This is a genomic window from Nonomuraea basaltis, from assembly GCF_005893125.1.
In the GTDB taxonomy this organism is placed as follows: domain Bacteria; phylum Actinomycetota; class Actinomycetes; order Streptosporangiales; family Streptosporangiaceae; genus Nonomuraea; species Nonomuraea basaltis.
This window is the reverse complement of the sequence record NZ_VCJS01000259.1, coordinates 1-16,699: the sequence shown is the minus strand read 5'-3', so window position 1 is coordinate 16,699 and position 16,699 is coordinate 1. Positions and strand designations below refer to the sequence as shown.

Here is a 16,699-nt window from a genome sequence, read left to right as displayed (position 1 = left end):
GACAAGCCGCGACCAGAGCACGGCGGATCCCACACGCCCCGGAACTGGGCTTTTACCTGCAGGAGCGGTCCTCGTCGAAGAAATGGACCAAGAAATGACACGAAGAATCAAGCCGTGGATCCAGGCTGAGTGGGAGGCCCGGTTCGAACCTCGATCCTTCGGGTTCAGACCGGGTCGCAGTTGCCAGGACGCGATCGAATCCATTTTCCAGGCCACGAGTCAAAGAAACGCGAAACGGGCCTGGATCTTGGACGCGGACTTGGCGGCGGCGTTCGACAGGATCGACCACTCCCGGCTGCTGGAGGCCCTCGGATCGTTCCCGGCCAGGGACATGATCCGGGACTGGCTCAAGGCCGGGGTGTTCGAGAAGGAGACCGGGTTCGCACCTACCGGAGAGGGAACTCCCCAGGGAGGCGTGATCAGTCCGTTACTCCTGAACGTTGCGCTGCATGGGCTGGAGGAGGCCGCCGGGGTTCGCTACCACATCCGCTCACGGGCGGGTGACACGGTGGCGGGCTGCCCGATCGTGGTCAGATACGCCGATGACATGATCGCGCTCTGCCATAGCCAGCGGCAGGCGCAGCAGGTCAAGGCGAAGCTCGCCGAGCGGCTGGAACCCAGGGGTCTTGTCTTCAACGAAGACAAGACGAAGATCGTGCACCTCTCCGATGGGTTCGATTTTCTCGGGGTGAACATCCGCCGCTACTCCCACGGCAGGCTGATGACCAAACCGAGCGCTCCGGCGGTCAGGCGGTTGAAACTGCGGCTAGCGACCGAGATGCGCTCCCTGCGCGGCTCGAACGCCAAAGCGGTCATCGCCCGGCTCGACCCCATCGTGCGGGGCTGGGCTGCGTACTACCGCAGCATGGTGTCGTCCAGAGTGTTCGCCGCCCTGGACAACTACGTGTGGCAGCTCACGTTCAAATGGGCTACGCACAGCCATCCGAACAAGCCGACGTACTGGATCGTCGATCAGCATTGGGTGCGGCTCTTCCTCAGTGAGAGTCTGAGCTGGGCTTTTATGGTCATGACTGGTTGATTGGGGTGCCGCCTTCTACCGTGGGTGCAGGCGTGTAAGGCGGTGGTGGCGGTGGGTTCGTTGCTGGAGGAACTGGCGCGGCGGGAGGCTGTGGCCCGGCAGCGGATCGAGGAGATCCGGGAGCAGATCATCGCTTTGGAGTCACGGCTGGAGGCCGAGCAGGATCGGTTGTCGCGGCTGGTGATCACGCGGGAGACCGTGGAGGAGATCGTGGGCGAGGCGGCCCAACTGGTCGACGAGCCCGCAGGTGCTGCCGAGGTCGTCGACGTGGCCGCTTCGGTGCAGGTGGGGCCGTCGGCGCTTGGTGTGGTGACGGTGCCGCCGCGGCAGCCGGGCATGACGGTGGCGGTGTTGCCGCGGGCGTACCGGGACGCGGTGGAGATCATGGTCGATGCCGGGCAGGCGATGCGGGCCGGGCAGATCGCGGTGGCGATGGGGCTGCCGGATGAGGCCGCCAAGCGGGAAGGGCTGCGCTCCAAGCTCAAGCGGCTGGTGGAACGCGGGTGGGCGCGTGAAGAGGGACCGGGACTGTTTACGGTGACCGATCCCGTGGCCCGCGAGGTGGCCGGGCAGGCCGACGGAGAGTTACCAGACGGCATCACCTCGTCACCGGGCAGGTGATTGTGGCGGGGCTCTTCCGCCGTCAGGTTCGAAGGCGCCAACCAAATCGACCCTGGACGAAAGAAGAGCCCTGTGCAGGCACCGTACGACACAGACGTCACCGCTGACGTCTTTGCGGAGGCGAGGAACACATTCAACTGTCTGATCGGACAGCTCACCGCTGCGGCAGCCGCGTCGCTGACGCATGATCAGCTGGAGGAAACGATCGTCGAGCAGGGACGTGAGCTGCAACGCCAGCTGCTGCAGGCCCACCTTGACCTGCGGGCGTTACGCGAGCGGCAGCAGGTGCACCGCGCCCGCCATGACGGGCCGGCCCTGACGGTGACCGGGGCCGACGGCGTGGTGCGAGGGCGGGTGGAGATGGGGCATCACCGCCTGCTGGCCACCGTGGTCGGAACGGTGAGCATCACCCGATGCGCCTGGCGCGCCCCGAACGCCGGCAACCTGTATCCAGCGGACGCGGTGCTGTCGTTGCCAGCGGTGCGGCACTCGGCCGGGCTGGCCAAGCTGGCGGTGATCGAAGCGGTGCGCGGCTCGTTCGACACCGCCCACGCGGCCATCACCGCGCGCTGCGGTCAGGTGATCGGCAAACGGCAGATCGAGCAGCTCGTGGCCGAGGCCGCGGCCGATGTCGACGCCTTCTACGCCGCGCAGACTCTGCTGCCGTGCACGTCGTGCACGGTGCTGGCGCTCAGCGTGGACGCCAAGGGCGTCGCGATGCGCCCTGAGGCGCTGCGGCCCGCGACCGCCAAGGCCGCCGCCCGCGCCAGGGCGACCTTCCGCACCCGGCTGGCCTCGGGGGAGAAGGCGGCTCGCAAGCGGATGGCCACCCTCGGCGTGGTCTACGACGCCGAACCCGCACCCCGGCGGCCCCACGATGTGATCGCCGTCCCCGGCGGAGGGGGCGGGCAGCGCCGGCCGCGGGCCAGGCCACGCGCACAGCGCAAGTGGCTGTGCGGCTCGATCATCACCGACCCCGGTACTGTGATCGCCAAGGTCTTCGACCACGCCGAGGCCCGCGACCCCACGCATGCCCGTCCCTGGGTCGTGCTCGTCGATGGAGCCCGGCACCAGCTCGGCCTCATCCGCGCCGAGGCTGATCGCCGCGGCATAGCCGTGCACATCGTCATCGACTTCGTCCACGTGATCGAAAAGTTGTGGGCTGCGGCCTGGAGCCTGCACCCACCCGCCGCCCCGGCCGCCGAGGACTGGGTCGCCGCCCATGCCCTGGCGCTGCTGGCCGGGCACACCGACCAGGTCGTCACCGCTTTGACCGCCCAAGCCACCGCGTTACCCGCCCGGCGCCGCGACGGCATCGACGCCTGCATCCGCTACCTGACCAACAACGCCGAACATCTGCGCTACGACCAAGCGCTCGAGGAGGGATGGCCGATCGCGACCGACGTGATCGAGGGCGCCTGCCGCCATCTGATCGCCGACAGATTCGACCTGGCCGGAGCACGCTGGGGCCTGACCGGAGCCGAAGCGGTGCTGAAGCTACGCGCCGTGACCGCCAACGGGCATCTCGACGCTTACTGGAATTACCACCTCGCCCGACAACACGAGCGTGTCCACCAAACCCGCTACCAGGACGGATACGCCCTTACAGCCTGACCAACCGACTACGACGAGATGCTCGACGCCGCGACCGCGCTGGTCACCGAGTGCCGGACCGGGGGCAGCCTGGGGCGGATGCCGCAGGCGATGACCGTCCTGGCCATCGCCCAGCTGATGGATGGCAGGCACCAGGCCGCGCGTGACACGGCGGCCGAAGGGCTGGCCTTGGCCGCCGATGTGGGCCAGCCGGTCTGGCGTGGATACCTGGCCGGGGTGCACGCCGCGCTTTCGGCGGTCGCCGGCGCCGAGCGGGAGTACGCGGCCTTGGCCGCCGAAGCCATCCAGCTCTCCGAGACTCTGCGGTGGATGCCGAGCCTGGGCCGAGTACGCCGGGGTGCAACTGGAGTTGGGCCTGGGCCGTTACGAGACGGCGCTCGCCCGCATGGACAGGGCGACGGCCGGCCCGTCACGCCACGCGTTCGTGTGGCGCTACGCCTGGCCCGACTACGTCGAGGCGGCCGTCAGAGCCGGCACGCCCGAGCGGGCCGCGCAGACGCTACGTCACCACGCGGCCTGGGCGGATTCCACCGAACAGCCGGGCCCCCTGGCCGTCCAGTACCGGGCCCGGGCGCTGATGGCCGCCGACGACCGCGCCGCGCGCCTGTACGAGCGTGCCTTGCAGCTGCACCTGGAGCGCGAGCAGCCCTTCGACCTGGCGCGCACCCGGCTGGTGTATGGCGAGTGGCTGCGCCGTCACCAGCGACGCGGCGAGGCCCGTTCCCACCTGGAGAGCGCCAAGGAGTCCTTCGACCGGCTGGGCGCCGCGCCGTGGTCGGCCCGCGCGGCCGGCGAACTGCGCGCGGCCGGCGTCTCGGTGCCCGGCCGCGGCACACGACCCGCTGGCCTCACTTACCCCGCAGGAGCTGCAGGTCGTCCGGCTGGCCATCACGGGCGCATCCAACCGGGAGATCGCCGCCCAGCTGTTCCTGAGCCCGCGCACCGTCGCCTCCCACCTGTACAAGGCCTTCCCCAAACTAGGTGTGGCCTCCCGTGCCGAGCTGGCGCGGCTCACACCCGGCGGTAGATGATCGGCTGCGCGGCGACGCCGTTGGCCTTGAAGTTGGCCAGCACGAAGGTGCGGAAGGTGGGCCGGAAGATCAGGCTGGGCAGGAAGGCGCGCAGGGTCGGCCAGCTCGCGTGGTTGATGAGCCCGTAGTCGGCGCTTTCGCCCTCCAGGGGCTGCATCAGTGCGGAGTTGGGCAGCGCGGTCTTGGCCTGGAACCAGCCGGCGGTGTAGTCGAACACCTTCAGCAGGGTTTCGTGGTCGTCGGCATAGAAGTAGTTGAACAGGAACTGATGGTCCTGGCTGCGGTCCACATCGCCGAGCCGGCCGGCGTTGCGCGCGACGATCTCGTGGGTTCGGCGAGCCGCCGCGCGCAGCGTCTGGGCCAGTTCCTTGTAGGCCGCGCTCTCGCGCACGGCGAGTGCCGCCTCCACGGACACGGTGCGGATCAGCACGACGACGTCGTAGCGTGCCGGTTGGATACCTCTGGCGGCCAGGAGCTTGTCGCCCTCTCCCGGGGTGTGGAACAGGGCGCGGAACACGTTGGCCTCACGAGCCTCGACGCCCGCGGCCAAGGACTTGAGGTGAGCGGCCAGCCGGGTGGGGGGAGACGGGAAGTAGCCGCGCCAGGTGCCGACCTCGCCGGCCAGCACGACGAAACCGTCGCCGGTCGTGGGCAGCGCGCGCCTTGACGGCCAGGTGATCATTGATCAGCTTCATGCCGCCGACGCTAGGCCGCACCCGTCTCCGGCGCCTCAGTCACCTGACTGAATCACCATGCTGATCACCTCCTTCCCCTTGGACTCCGGTGAGGGTGGTCGACAGCTCCCATACAACGAGGGGCACGTGCCGGGAGATGGTCCCGTCCGTGCTGGTGACCACGAGATGCGGGCAGCGTCGAGAACGTCCCTTCGCGTACGGCCGGCAACGCGGCGGGGCTCTGCCCGGGCCACGGCGAACCGGTCGATCTGCCCCCGTCGGCAAGCGAGCGCAACGCCAGCTCTAGGCTCGCGGGGTGTATGGGTGAAGACGCTTAGCCGAGGCCGTTGTGCCTCGCCTCCGTCGCTTGACTGGTGTGACCGCGTACGAACATCAGTCACGTGACGGAGGCGGCGATCACCTCGAGATTCGTAGGGTCCGGGCTATGACCAAGCGACCTGAACCCTACTCGGCGACCGTTATGGCGATCCTGGCCGTCGCGTTCTGCGCCTGGGCGCTGCTCACCCTCCCCATCCAGGGTGCCGCGGTCCTCGTGGTGGCCAGCGTGCTGGCCTGGATTGGCTGGCTGGCCTTCAGCTACGCCCGCCCGGTGAAGTCCAGGAAGGTCATCGCCATCTACCTGTGCGCGGTGGGCTTCCAGCTCATCCACATGGCCGAGGAGTACACCGGCGGCTTCCCCCACGAGATCGTCGAGCTGTTCGACTCGCCACGGGACTGGCCGGAGAAGGAGTTCCTGCTCGTGTTCGTCTTCGGTTTCGGCGCGCTGTACTTCTTCGCCGGCGCGGGCGCGCTCTACCGGATCCGGGTGGCCAACTTCTTCCTGTGGTGGTACGCCCTGGGTGCCGGCCTGCTCAACGGCATCGCCCACTTCGTCTTCCCGATCATCAAGGGCGGCTACTTCCCCGGCCTGTACACCGCCGGCGGCCATTTCATCATGAGCGGACTGCTGATCTACTGCCTCATCAAGGAGAACCGCCAGCTCAAGGCCGCCGAGCAGGCGGCTCAGCCGCTGCCGGTGAGGTAGCGCTGGAGGGTCGGTCCGAGCCATTCGACCAACTCGTCATCCGACATGTCTACCGCTGGGGGGAATTTCAGGATGTAGCGGCACAGCGCCATCCCCAGCACCTGGGACGCCACGCACATCGCCCGGGTGGCGGCCCGGCCTCCCGCGAGGGCGACCATCATCGGCGCGAGCTGAGTGCCGAAGACCTCGCGCGTGCGCGCAGCCACGGCTTCGTTCGTCACCGTTGTGCGCAGCAGGATCTGCAGCGCGTCATCAGCTTGCCACCGCTCCAGGAAATGCCGGATAACCGTTTCGCCCAGACGTTCGCGAGGGACCTGGTTCAGGTCGGGCAATCGCAGGTCGAACTCGGCGGCGGTGGCGAACAGCTTCTCCTTGGAGCCGAAGTAGCGCATCACCATCGCCGGGTCGATGCCGGCCTCGGCGGCGATCGCCCTGATCGTCGCCTTCTCGTAGCCGTCGGCGGCGAAGCGCGCGCGGGCCGCGGCCAGGATCGCCGCCTTGGTCTCTGCTGCCGATCTCCTCATGTCAACAAATGTAGGCCAACATGTGTTGACTTTGCAATGGATCTAGGTCAACAATTGTTGGCATACGACGAAGGGAACAAACATGTCGAAGACCGTGCTGGTGACCGGCGCATCCACCGGAATCGGCCGCGCCACCGCCCTGCTACTGGCCCGCGAGGGCTTCACCGTCTACGCTGGCGTTCGCAAGGAGGCAGACGGCCAGGCACTCGGCCCGACCGTCACCCCGATCAAGCTCGACGTCACCAACGCCGGCCAGATCGCCGAGGCCGCCAAGCGCCTCGGCCACCTAGACGCCCTGGTCAACAACGCCGGCATCGGCGTCACCGGACCCCTCGAATTCGTCCCGCTGGACGCGCTGCGCTGGCAGTACGAGGTCAACGTCTTCGGCCAGATCGCCGTCACCCAGGCCATGCTGCCCAAATTGCGCGCCTCACACGGCCGGGTGATCACCGTTGGTTCGGTGGGCAGCTGGATCACCCTGCCCTTCGGTGGCCCGCTGTGCTCCTCCAAGCACGCCATCCGCTCCCTCAACGACGCGCTACGCATGGAGCTCAAGCCTTGGGGCATCCACGCCGTCCTCATCGAACCCGGCTCCATCCACACCGACGCCGTCGACAAGCTCGAAGACGAGGTCGAACCCCGGCTGGCCTCCCTCGGCGAACAGGGCAGGCGGCTGTACGGCTCCGCCTACCGCACCATGACCACCAGCGGGCTGAAGGAGGAACGCTCCGGCTCCAGCCCCGACGTCGTCGCCCGCGCCGTCCTGCACGCCCTTACCTCGAACAAGCCCCGCTCCCGCTACCCAGTGGGCAAGAAGTCCAGGCTGATGAGCACCCTGGGCCGCATCGTTCCCCAGTACACCCTCGACCGGCTGCGCCTGCGTGCCCTCGGCCTGTCTTGAACCTCTTCTGAACGGAGTCCCACCATGCCCCCACTCGCCGGAGCCGACGCCCTCGCCGCCCTCGACCCCGTCTTTGCCCAGCTCGCCGTCGGTGTGGGCCACAACCTCTGGGGCCTGACCCACCTGACCATGCGCGAGAAGGCCTTCATCTGCCTGACCGCCGATCTATGTCACCCGCACCTGGACCTGCCTCTGGCGATGCATGTGCAGATGGCTCTGGCCAACGGCGTCGATCCCGAGTCGATCCGCGAGCTCTACCGGCACCTGGCCCCGTATGTGGGCTACCCGATCGTGGTCACCGCCTTCCAGCGCTTGACCGAGCTCGGCCTCCCCGCAGCGCAGGATGACAAGCCCGTAGAACCCGCGCCGCCGACTGGACCGCTCGCGCGAGCCGTACGCGCCCTGGAGGACGTGGACCGCGGTCTGGCCACCTTCACCGAGGACCAATTCGCCCAGCGCTGGGCCCGCCCCTATCTCAGCGTCCGCGAACGTGCGATCGCCTGCCTGGTCGTGGACGTCTTCTACCAGACGCTCGGCCCATCCCTGTGCCTGCACGCCGAGCTGGCCAGATCGGCCGGGGCCACCGACGAGACCCTGCGCGACCTGCTCCGTGGTGTGGCCGAGTTCGGTATGCCGCGGGTCTGGGCGGCCGCGGCGGCGCTGCTCTCGCAGCCGGGGGAGGGCGCATGAGCGTGGTGATAGCCGGAGGTGGTCCGGCCGGGATGATGCTCGGCCTGCTGCTGGCTCGCAATGGCGTCGAGGTCACCGTCCTGGAGAAACACCAGGACTTCGTGCGCGACTTCCAGGGCGACACCGTGCATCCCTCCACCCTGGAAGCACTCGACCAACTGGGCCTTTCGGAGCGCTTCCACCAGCTCAAGCACCGCAAGGTCACCACACTCAACGTGGCCCTGGGCGGCGACCTCACACCCATCGACGCGTTCACCGGGATGAAGGTGAAATTTCCGTACATCGCCTTCGTGCCACAGTGGGACTTCCTCAACCTGCTCGCCGAAGAGGCCCAGCGATACCCGAATTTCACCCTGCACCTGAGCACCCCAGTGCGCGACGTCATCCGCCGGGTCGGCAAGGTCGTGGGGGTCCGCTGCAACGACGGCCGCGAGTTCCACGCCGATCTGGTCGTCGGAGCCGACGGCCGCAATTCGGCGGTACGGCAAGCGGCCGGAATGCACCTGCACGAGCTCGAGGCCCCCATCGACGTGATCTGGTTCCGCCTGACCCGGCACCCGGACGACCAGGAGAACCTCATCTACCAGCTCGCCCCCGGCCGTGGCATGGTCGCCATCGACCGCGGCGAGTTCTGGCAGTGCGGCTACCTGATCGGCAAGGGCGGCTTCGACGACTGCAAAGCTAGAGGCATCCAAGCCTTCCGCCGGGACGTGGCCCAGGTGGCCCCGATGCTCGCCAACCGCACCGGCGAGCTGACCTCCTTCGAGGCCATGGGCTTCCTGGAGGTACAGATCAACCGACTGCACACCTGGCACCAGCCCGGCCTGCTGTGCATCGGCGACGCCGCCCACGCCATGTCCCCGGTCGGCGGGGTCGGCATCAACCTGGCCATCCAGGACGCCATCGCCACCGCCAACATCCTCACCCGCCCGCTCCTGGACGGCACCCTCGACGACGGCCATCTGGCCGCCGTTGAACACCACCGCGAATGGCCCACCGTCCTCACCCAGCAGGTGCAGGCAATCTTGCAGCGTCAGGCCTTCGACGGCAGGTGGAAGGACGGCCAGCCGCCGGGCCTGCTCCGCCTTCTGATCCAGCGCACCGCCATCCCCCACTACCTGGCCGGACACTTCCTCGCCTTCGGCTTCCGCCCCGAGCGCATCCATGAGATCCCGAAATGAGCATCGCCATCTCGGGCGGCGGTCGGGTCGGGCTGATGCCCGGCCTGCTCCTGGCCCGCAATGGCGTCGAGGTCGCCGTGCTGGGAAAGCACCAGGACTTCGTGCGCGACTTCCGCGGCGACACCATGCACGCCTCCACGATCCGGCTGATGGACGAACGGGGCCTGGGCGAGCTGGCGGAGCCACTGCCCGGCCTCTCGAGCAAGGGCACCCGGCCACTGGCCAGGTACTTCCCATCGTTCAAGAAGATCCCCTCGAAGCTGTTCGCGGCCGGGTGTGACCTGCCCTCAGGTCAGTCCTGGGAGCCTGGTCAGCTCGGCGCGCGAGGAGACGCCCAGCTTGGGAAAGGCCTTGTACAGGTGGGAGGCGACCGTGCGTGGGCTCAGGAAGAGTTGCGCGCCGATCTCGCGGTTGGATGCGCCGGTGACGGCCAGCCGTACCACCTGGAGCTCCTGCGGTGTCAGCACGTCCAGTGGATCTCCGGCACGGGCATGGTCCGGTAGGGAGAGCCCGGTGGCGCGCAGCTCGGCGGCCGCGCGGTCGGACCAGGGAGCCGCGCCGAGTTGGTCGAAGGCGTTCATGGCGGCTTGGAGCTGGGTGCGTGCCTCGGCGCGCCGCTTGTGGCGGCGCAGCCACTTGCCGTAGAGCAGGCGGGTGCGTGCCTGGTCGAAGGGCTGCTCGGCCTCGCTGTGCAGGGTCAGCGCCCGCTCGTACAGTCCCCCGGCCTCGCTGTCCGGGGCCAGCAGTGCACGGACCCGATGCAGGACGGCAAGCGGCGCGGCCCGGCCGGTGGCCTCGGCCCATTCGGCGTAGAGTCTCAGCGGCTCCTGGGCGCGCTGCGGATCCCCCGCCCGGACGGCGGCCTCGACGTAGTCGGGCCAGGAATACCGCCACAGGAAGGCGTGGCTGGCGGGACCGGACATGGCCCGGTCCACCCGGTCGAGCATCGCTTCGTAGCGGCCCAGCCCGAAGTCCAGAGCTGCGAGGGCGTACTCGGCCCAGCAGTATCCCGGCATCCACCGGCGGTGGCCGGCGTCGCGGATGGCTTGCGCGGCCATCGCCGCACATTCCTCCTGCGCGCCGGCGATCGCGGACAGCCAGGCGTGCACGCCCGCCAGGTAGCTGCCCCACTGCGGCTGGCCGACGTCGGCGGCCAGGGCCAGACCCGCGGCCATCGCGGACCGTGCGGAGCGGTGGTGCCCGTTGAGGAGCTGCGCGATGGTGAAGATCGTCATGGCCTGGGGCATGCGTCCCAGACGTCCCTCGGCCCGGCACTCTTCGACGATCTGGGCCGAGCCCTCCAGCATGCCGTCGAGGTCGGCGCGGACCATGCTCTGGTAGGCGATGATGAAGCGCACCTCGAAGGGGATGCGCTCGGCCTGATCCGGCATTGGGTAGGTGAGCGTGGTCACGGCGTCACCCTCGAGGATCAGGCGGAAGGCGTGGTTGAACGTGCGCACCACAGCGGCCAGCCCGTCGCCGTCCGGGCACAGTTCCTCGCTACGGCGGGCCAGCGCGACCTGGTCGGGGTGGGACGCGCTGGCCCAGGTGTAGAAGCCCGCAAGGCTGAGCAGCGACAGCTTGACGGGCAGGTCGTCGGCTGCCTCGGCCCCCTCGTGCAGTAGGCGCACGCCCTCCAGCGGCCGGCCGGACTCGATTTCCAGCTTCGCTTTCACCTGGGCGAGATCTGCCAGGTCAGCGCCCTTCAGTGTCGTCGCCTCGGCCTGCTGCTGCGCCCTGGCCACCAGTTCATCCGCGCGCTGCCACAGGCCGGCCTCGGCCGCGGCCTCGGCTGCGGCGGTCCACCGGCGTGCGGCCTGGCCGGGATCGGCCGACAGCTCGGCCGCGCGTGCGTAGGCCGCCGACACCGCCGTCTGCCCGCCGCGCCGGCGTGCGCGCAGCGCCAGGCTCTCCAGCTTCCCTGCCACTTCCTCGTCGGGCTGCAGGGTGACGGCGGCCAGGTGCCAGGTCCGCCGGTCGTCGTCGACCGTCTCGGCCAGCGCCCGGTGCGCGGCCATCCGGACGGCGATGTCACAGCCCAGCAGCACTGCGGTGCGCACCAGCGGGTGGTGGAAGGCCACACCCCCTAAGCCCACCCGCACCAGGCCGGCTCGCTCGGCTTCGGCGAAGTCGGCCAGCGAGGCTCCGAGCAGGCCGACGGCGCGCGCGAGCACGTCCAGCTCGTCGTGGTGATCGAGGGCCGCCACCAGCAGGCAGGAGCGGGTGGCGTCGGGCAGCGCCGCGATCCGATCGCGGAAGCCGATCAGCACCCTGTCGGTCACCGGTTGCGCCGTACCGAGGGAGAACGACAACGGGACGAGGGCGCCACTGCGCTGTTCGGCGGTGAGCATGCGGGGCAGCTCGACCAGCGCCAAGGGATTGCCGCGGGCCTCGGCGACGAGCTGGTCGCGTACGGCCGGCGGCAGGTCCGCCGTCTGCTCGGCGAGAACCGTCCGGGCGGCCTCGGCATCCAGCGTGCCCAGCCGCAGCTCGGGCAAACCCCGCGCGGGGAAGCCGCCCTCCCGCGCGCCGAACAGCACGACAACGGGCTCGGCATACAGGCGGCGCGCGGCGAACAACAGCGCATCGGCCGACTCACCATCCAGCCACTGCGCGTCATCGACCACGCACACCACCGGGCCCGCCGCCGACAGCTCCACCAGCAGGCTCAGCGTCGCCAGCCCGACAAGGAAACGATCGCCCCGGATCGCGCCGCCCAGGCCGAGCGCACCACGCAACGCCTCCGCCTGCTGCGGCGGCAACGCCTCGATGTGATCCACGACCGGGCGCAGCAGCAGATGCAAGGCCGCGAACGGCAGATCCGCCTCGGACTCCACACCGGTCACCCGCAGCACCCGCACCCGCACCCGCGCACTCGCCACGCAGGACTCCAGAAGAGCCGACTTGCCGATGCCCGCCTCGCCACGCACCACCAAAGCGCCGGACCGGCCCTCCAGCAACTCGCCGATGACGGACTGCTCCGCCTGACGCCCGTACAACATGGCACTCCAAGAAAACGGTTGTCCGTAATGTGACGTGGGAGGACGTGTTGCCCGCACCGATGGCCACGCAGGCCGCGAGGCGGAATCCTCACGGTCCGCTGCTGGTCGTGCCACCCTGCTTTAGGGTTGGTCGCTCACTCGCTCGCCGCTTGCGTATGGGCATCAACGGGGTGGATGCGGAAGACAGGGTGACCAGGTGCGATCCTGCGGAACTCCGGCAGAGGTGATGTCGGGGTCAGTCCCAGGTGTGGCCGGGCGCCGGGCGCGGCGGCGAGGTAGCGGCGCAGGATCTCGGCGCGATGCTCGGCCGGGATCTCCTCGAGCAGGATCGGCGTCTCGCGCCCCCGGCGACGGAGCACGGCCTTGCCGCCGGCAGTCTGGACGTTCCGCACCCAGTTCGCGTCCGGCCCGAGCATCGAGACGAGGAACTCGGCGCCGCGGTAACCGGTGACCGCGACCGGAACCGACGTCATGTTCCCACTGCGGCGTCCCACCACCTTCAACACGGCGGCCCGGGAGAGCCGCAGCCGCCGAGCCCCGTACACCAGGACGTCGAGCTGGTTCATGAGCCGCATGAGCGCATTCGGCCGCCCGCCGCGATACATCGCGCGCTTGAGCGCCACGACCCCCCGTACGACAACACGGCAGATGCTCATCCCGCCCTTCTCCACAGCAGTGCGACCGCGGCGAGACCGGCGAGACACGGAAGGACCTGCAGCCAGCTCAGCAGCGGCGCGAGACCAACGTCTCCCGAGGTGTCGCGGATGGTCAGCGCGGCGACCGCGAAGCAGGCCGCGATCGCGAGCAGCCCGGCGGCCAGCCAGGAAGCCCAGCTCTTACCGGCACGGACGGCCCACATAACGCCGAGCCAGCCGAGGAGTCCCAGTCCTCCGACCGTGGCCAGGATCGCGAGGTACGCGGCGACGGCGGCATCGATCGCGGCGGGCTCGTAGGCGGCATAGCCCGCCCTGATGTGGTCGGCCAAGGCGGCTTGGTCGAGGAACGGAAAGAGGGAGGCGATCGCGGTGAGGCCCGCCCCGACGTACATCGTCGTCAGTGCGCTTCGGTTGCGCGGTCTCTGCTTCAGCGTCGTCATGACAGGAGTCCTTCTAGATGAGCAGGGTGCCGGGCGAGGCGTGGTGCCCGCAGCACCGATTGAGACAGCCACTTTCTCTAGCGAGTGACTCTAGATCTCAATTTTCGGACAGTCAATGTCTAATGACAGAGACATTCTGAAGCGTGGGACTTGCTGCTACCCTGAACACATGAGCGGGCTTCGTGAACGCTGGCGGCTCAAGGCCATGCGCACCATCCGGGAACGCGCCCTCGATCTCTTCGACGAGAAGGGGTTCAGTGCTGTCACGATCGAGGAGATCGCGGCTGCGGCCGAGGTCTCACCATCGTCGGTGTATCGCTTCTTCAGCACGAAGGAAGGGATCCTGGTCGCCGATGAGTTCGACAGCATGAGCCTGGAGGCGATCAAAGAGTTCCTCACCCCCGGCGATCCGGTCGGCAGTCTGCTCCGGGCCGTCCATGCCTACGAAGCCGCGCCAGAGGGCGCATCCGAGGACGAAGGCCCGCCGGCGGAGAAGGGACCCTGGCGCAGGGTCCGTTACTTCTTCGCTGAGCCGTCGGTGCGCATGGCGGTCTGCGCCACGCTCGACCGGGCGGGCCAGCGGATCGCACCGCTGCTCGCCGAGACCGGAGAGCTGAGCCAGACGCAGGCCCGGGTGACCGCGAACGCCCTCGCCTTCGGCTACTTCGCCGCGCTCGAGCAGTGGTATCTCGACGGCGGCACCCGCTCCATAGCCGACTACGTCGAGGAGGGCATGCGACCGCTACGCGGGATCTGGAGTGCGACGAATCCGCCCGCAACTCGCGGTCCGGCATTTCGCCCATAACCGCGAGGTGCCCGCTGACCAGCGCTAAGGCTACCCCCGTTATCCGCACGTGCCGCCTCGCAAGAGTGAGACATGAGGGTCGTGACATGTCAGTCCTTATGGGTCCATGGCGCCCCTCGGCCCTTCCTCTCAAAGGACCTCCGCCGAAGTGCGAGGAGTGTGGAGCGCATGGCAGTCGCCATGACGAGCGGAGAGCGGGCCTGGCGGCCGTGCCGTGCCCTTGAGCTATGCCGCCCGGAGGATGGGAACGACGTCCGACGCCAGGCGCTCCGCCTGCTGCCTGAAGTCCCCCACAGGCATAAGGTTCATCGAGGAGAACCCCAGGCCGGAGAACGTGAGCAGCCGCTCGGCCACCTCCTCGGCGCTCCCCGACACCACTCTTTCCGACACCTGGGACTCCCCCACGTGAACCGGAACGTTGTAGACGCAGGTCACCGTCCTTCCGCTCGCCTCGGCAGCGGCCAGGACCCGCTCTCGCAGGACTGCGGCCTGCTCCGGCGGCGCGAATCCGTACGACGGGATCCATCCGTCGGCGAGCCGCCCGGTGGCCTCCAAAGCGCGCTTGCCGTACGTCCCGAGCCAGATGGGGATCGGCCGGTCGGGTTTGGGCTCCAGGTCGGCACGCTCGGTGTGATAGCGGCTGCCGTGGAAGGTGAAGGCGGGCTCCGACCATAGCCCGCGGATGATGTGGATGCCCTCCACCATGCCGTCGACCTTCTCCGCCGGCGAGGGCACGCCGAGCCCGAAGGCCCGGAATTCGTCATCAGAATAGCCGCCGCCGAGGCCTAGGATGAGCCTGCCGCCCGAGAACCGGTGCAGGCTCTCGGCCATCTTCGCCACCATCGCGGGCGGCCGGTACGGCATGCCGAGCACCCTGGTGGCCACCTGGATGCGTGACGTGGCGGCCGCGACCCAGGTCAGCAGCGTCCACACTTCGTACGTCGGCTCGGCGCCGCAGGGATGGTCGGAAGCCGACACGAAATCGAACTCGAGCTCCTCGGCCAGCCTGGCGTCGCCCACCGGATCCGCGCCTGGCGCGGCCGAAGTGGACAAGCCCAGCCCGAACATGCGCATATCCGTCGACCCTTCGTCCTAGATGTTTACATGTAAACCCAAGCAGCCAAGTTGGTTACATGTCAACCAAACCCGCTAAGGTAGAGGCATGGCTGAGCCGAGATGGCTGGACGACGCCGAGTTCCGCGCCTGGATCGGCTACCGGCGGATGCGATTGCTGCTGGACGCCGAGGTCGGCCGCGACCTGCTGGCCGACTCGGGACTGTCCATGCCGGACTACGACGTGCTGTCCGCGCTGACCTCGTCAGAGGGACACCGGCGACGGCTCACCGAGTTGGCCGACCGGATGCTCTGGTCCAAGAGCCGGCTCTCGCGCCACATCAGCCGGATGGAGGAGCGCGGGCTGGTCGCACGCGAGGAGTGCGAGAACGACGCCAGGGGCGCCGTCGTCGTGCTGACCCAGGACGGGCTGCGCACGATCCAGGAGGCCGCACCCTTGCACGTGGAGTCCGTCCGGCGGCATTTCATCGACCTGCTGTCCCCCGAGCAGCTAGATGCCCTCGGGGCCATAGCCGAGAGCGTGCTGGCCCACCTGGTCCCTTACGGCGCGTCCGGGATGGAGCGGTAGCGACGCAAACCGCGCTGGGCGGTGGCGGGCGGCCTTCTCGCCAACCCGTTTTCGCACATGGGCGATCTTCAGCGAAGGTCTCGTAGATCGACGTCGAGGAGATCCAGGAGGTGGTGTTAGAGGTCCCGCTCACCTCCGGCACCCACAGGCCCACCCCGAAATGCACGAACAGCGGAAAGACCAGCCGCTCCGGGGATGCTCATGAACCGTTTCTGGAGCGACCATCGGGATCGATCCCCTCGCGCGGAGGAGCTGATCCGCCAGATGGATCCCGGAAGGCCGTTCTGGGCTGGGCGCGGTCAGCCCTCGAAGCGGCGATCTCCGAGGCCGGTCAGGACTGGGCTGGCCTCGCGCAGCTCACCGAGCGAGCTGTAGCCGGACCGGCTCGGTCAGTGCGGCGCGTGCTCCCTCGAAGTCAGCCAGCCGAGCAGCCACCGTCGCCATTGCCAGCCGTTCCGGTAGCACCGCAGAGAAATTGAGCCCAATGACGGCGCGGCGGTCGACGTCCGGCAGCACCAGGATCTCCCCCTTGCCCGCACTGTCGCAGGCCTCTCGCCAGGCGGCGGGCGTCAGGTCTTCGCGCAGTCGTACGGAGAAGTCCGTCGGCCGCTGGACCGGATCGGCGATGGGTGTAGCTGTGTGTCCTGAACGCGAAGGAGAGTTCGATGTAGGAGAGCGATCTGGAGCGATGCTGCTCGGATGATGAAGGTCGTGGCCCTTCGAAGTCGCCCTGCGGAGGGAGGCTTCAAACCGCCTCATGCTGCGTTGGCTGAAGACCGTCGTGGTGAGCGATGAGGAAAAGGCGTCCGTGATGGCGTCAGGTGGGGACCGGGA

At 68.7% G+C, this 16,699-nt stretch carries 17 protein-coding genes and 2 pseudogenes; 11 read left to right on the top strand and 8 right to left on the bottom strand.

Annotation, left to right across the window (positions count from 1 at the left end; all coding sequences use genetic code 11):
- The 3 genes from EJK15_RS59035 to EJK15_RS59025 all read left to right on the top strand — a co-directional run.
- The coding region (locus EJK15_RS59035) for a reverse transcriptase domain-containing protein (protein ID WP_240777901.1) at window positions 1-1,039 on the top strand (1,039 nt) is incomplete at its 5' end.
- A 51-nt stretch (window positions 1,040-1,090) separates the two neighbouring features.
- Entirely contained in the window at window positions 1,091-1,660 is a 570-nt protein-coding gene (locus EJK15_RS59030) for a hypothetical protein (protein ID WP_138719152.1), read from the top strand.
- A gap of 72 nt (window positions 1,661-1,732) precedes the next feature.
- Window positions 1,733-3,274, top strand: a complete 1,542-nt coding sequence (locus EJK15_RS59025; RefSeq protein ID WP_138719151.1) for an ISKra4 family transposase — start codon at window positions 1,733-1,735, stop codon at window positions 3,272-3,274.
- 8 nt (window positions 3,275-3,282) lie between these two features.
- Here the strand turns inward: EJK15_RS59025 and EJK15_RS71950 are convergent, their stop codons facing one another.
- Complete coding sequence (locus tag EJK15_RS71950; RefSeq protein ID WP_171075196.1) at window positions 3,283-3,558, bottom strand: hypothetical protein; 276 nt, start codon at window positions 3,556-3,558, stop codon at window positions 3,283-3,285.
- A 393-nt stretch (window positions 3,559-3,951) separates the two neighbouring features.
- On the opposite strand from EJK15_RS71950, the gene EJK15_RS59015 reads away from it, so the two are divergent.
- The gene (locus EJK15_RS59015) at window positions 3,952-4,305 is read left to right on the top strand and encodes a response regulator transcription factor (RefSeq protein WP_138719150.1); all 354 of its coding nucleotides are present in this window, start codon (window positions 3,952-3,954) and stop codon (window positions 4,303-4,305) included.
- Here the strand turns inward: EJK15_RS59015 and EJK15_RS59010 are convergent.
- Entirely contained in the window at window positions 4,286-4,987 is a 702-nt protein-coding gene (locus tag EJK15_RS59010) for a hypothetical protein (RefSeq protein WP_206061894.1), read from the bottom strand. The genes EJK15_RS59015 and EJK15_RS59010 overlap by 20 nt on opposite strands.
- A 437-nt stretch (window positions 4,988-5,424) precedes the next feature.
- Here EJK15_RS59010 and EJK15_RS59005 point away from each other — a divergent pair, with 437 nt between their 5' ends.
- A complete protein-coding gene (locus EJK15_RS59005) occupies window positions 5,425-6,024 on the top strand; it encodes an HXXEE domain-containing protein (RefSeq protein WP_138719149.1) in 600 nt (199 codons plus the stop codon).
- Here EJK15_RS59005 and EJK15_RS59000 read toward each other — a convergent pair.
- The gene (locus EJK15_RS59000) at window positions 6,003-6,548 is read right to left on the bottom strand and encodes a TetR/AcrR family transcriptional regulator (RefSeq protein ID WP_138719148.1); all 546 of its coding nucleotides are present in this window, start codon (window positions 6,546-6,548) and stop codon (window positions 6,003-6,005) included. The genes EJK15_RS59005 and EJK15_RS59000 overlap by 22 nt on opposite strands.
- A gap of 82 nt (window positions 6,549-6,630) precedes the next feature.
- On the opposite strand from EJK15_RS59000, the gene EJK15_RS58995 reads away from it, so the two are divergent.
- The 4 genes and pseudogenes from EJK15_RS58995 to EJK15_RS76840 all read left to right on the top strand — a co-directional run.
- Window positions 6,631-7,449, top strand: a complete 819-nt coding sequence (locus tag EJK15_RS58995) for an SDR family oxidoreductase (RefSeq protein ID WP_138719147.1) — start codon at window positions 6,631-6,633, stop codon at window positions 7,447-7,449.
- A 24-nt stretch (window positions 7,450-7,473) separates the two neighbouring features.
- Window positions 7,474-8,139: a carboxymuconolactone decarboxylase family protein gene (locus tag EJK15_RS58990; protein ID WP_138719146.1), complete on the top strand. Its 666-nt coding sequence runs from the start codon at window positions 7,474-7,476 to the stop codon at window positions 8,137-8,139.
- Window positions 8,136-9,320, top strand: coding sequence for an FAD-dependent oxidoreductase (locus tag EJK15_RS58985; RefSeq protein WP_138719145.1), 1,185 nt, complete (start codon window positions 8,136-8,138; stop codon window positions 9,318-9,320). Before EJK15_RS58990 ends, EJK15_RS58985 begins: the two co-directional genes overlap by 4 nt.
- Window positions 9,317-9,433, top strand: a pseudogene (locus EJK15_RS76840) (FAD-dependent monooxygenase); the annotation flags it as partial. The gene EJK15_RS58985 and the pseudogene EJK15_RS76840, both read left to right, overlap by 4 nt.
- Window positions 9,434-9,607: 174 nt before the next feature.
- Here the strand turns inward: EJK15_RS76840 and EJK15_RS58975 are convergent.
- The 3 genes from EJK15_RS58975 to EJK15_RS58965 form a co-directional block, all read right to left on the bottom strand.
- The gene (locus EJK15_RS58975) at window positions 9,608-12,322 is read right to left on the bottom strand and encodes a helix-turn-helix transcriptional regulator (RefSeq protein ID WP_138719144.1); all 2,715 of its coding nucleotides are present in this window, start codon (window positions 12,320-12,322) and stop codon (window positions 9,608-9,610) included.
- Between the two features lie 134 nt (window positions 12,323-12,456).
- Entirely contained in the window at window positions 12,457-12,978 is a 522-nt protein-coding gene (locus EJK15_RS58970) for a PNPOx family protein (RefSeq protein ID WP_206061892.1), read from the bottom strand.
- A complete protein-coding gene (locus EJK15_RS58965) occupies window positions 12,975-13,418 on the bottom strand; it encodes a hypothetical protein (protein WP_138719143.1) in 444 nt (147 codons plus the stop codon). Before EJK15_RS58965 ends, EJK15_RS58970 begins: the two co-directional genes overlap by 4 nt.
- A 169-nt stretch (window positions 13,419-13,587) precedes the next feature.
- Between EJK15_RS58965 and EJK15_RS58960 the strand changes: the two genes are divergently transcribed.
- Window positions 13,588-14,223, top strand: coding sequence for a TetR/AcrR family transcriptional regulator (locus EJK15_RS58960; RefSeq protein ID WP_138719142.1), 636 nt, complete (start codon window positions 13,588-13,590; stop codon window positions 14,221-14,223).
- A 225-nt stretch (window positions 14,224-14,448) separates the two neighbouring features.
- Here EJK15_RS58960 and EJK15_RS58955 read toward each other — a convergent pair whose 3' ends face one another.
- On the bottom strand, window positions 14,449-15,297 hold the full coding sequence (locus EJK15_RS58955; protein ID WP_138719141.1) for an LLM class flavin-dependent oxidoreductase: 849 nt from the start codon (window positions 15,295-15,297) through the stop codon (window positions 14,449-14,451).
- A gap of 88 nt (window positions 15,298-15,385) precedes the next feature.
- On the opposite strand from EJK15_RS58955, the gene EJK15_RS58950 reads away from it, so the two are divergent.
- A complete protein-coding gene (locus EJK15_RS58950) occupies window positions 15,386-15,865 on the top strand; it encodes a MarR family winged helix-turn-helix transcriptional regulator (protein ID WP_138719140.1) in 480 nt (159 codons plus the stop codon).
- Between the two features lie 357 nt (window positions 15,866-16,222).
- Here EJK15_RS58950 and EJK15_RS73695 read toward each other — a convergent pair.
- Window positions 16,223-16,699: pseudogene (locus EJK15_RS73695) on the bottom strand (hypothetical protein); the annotation flags it as partial.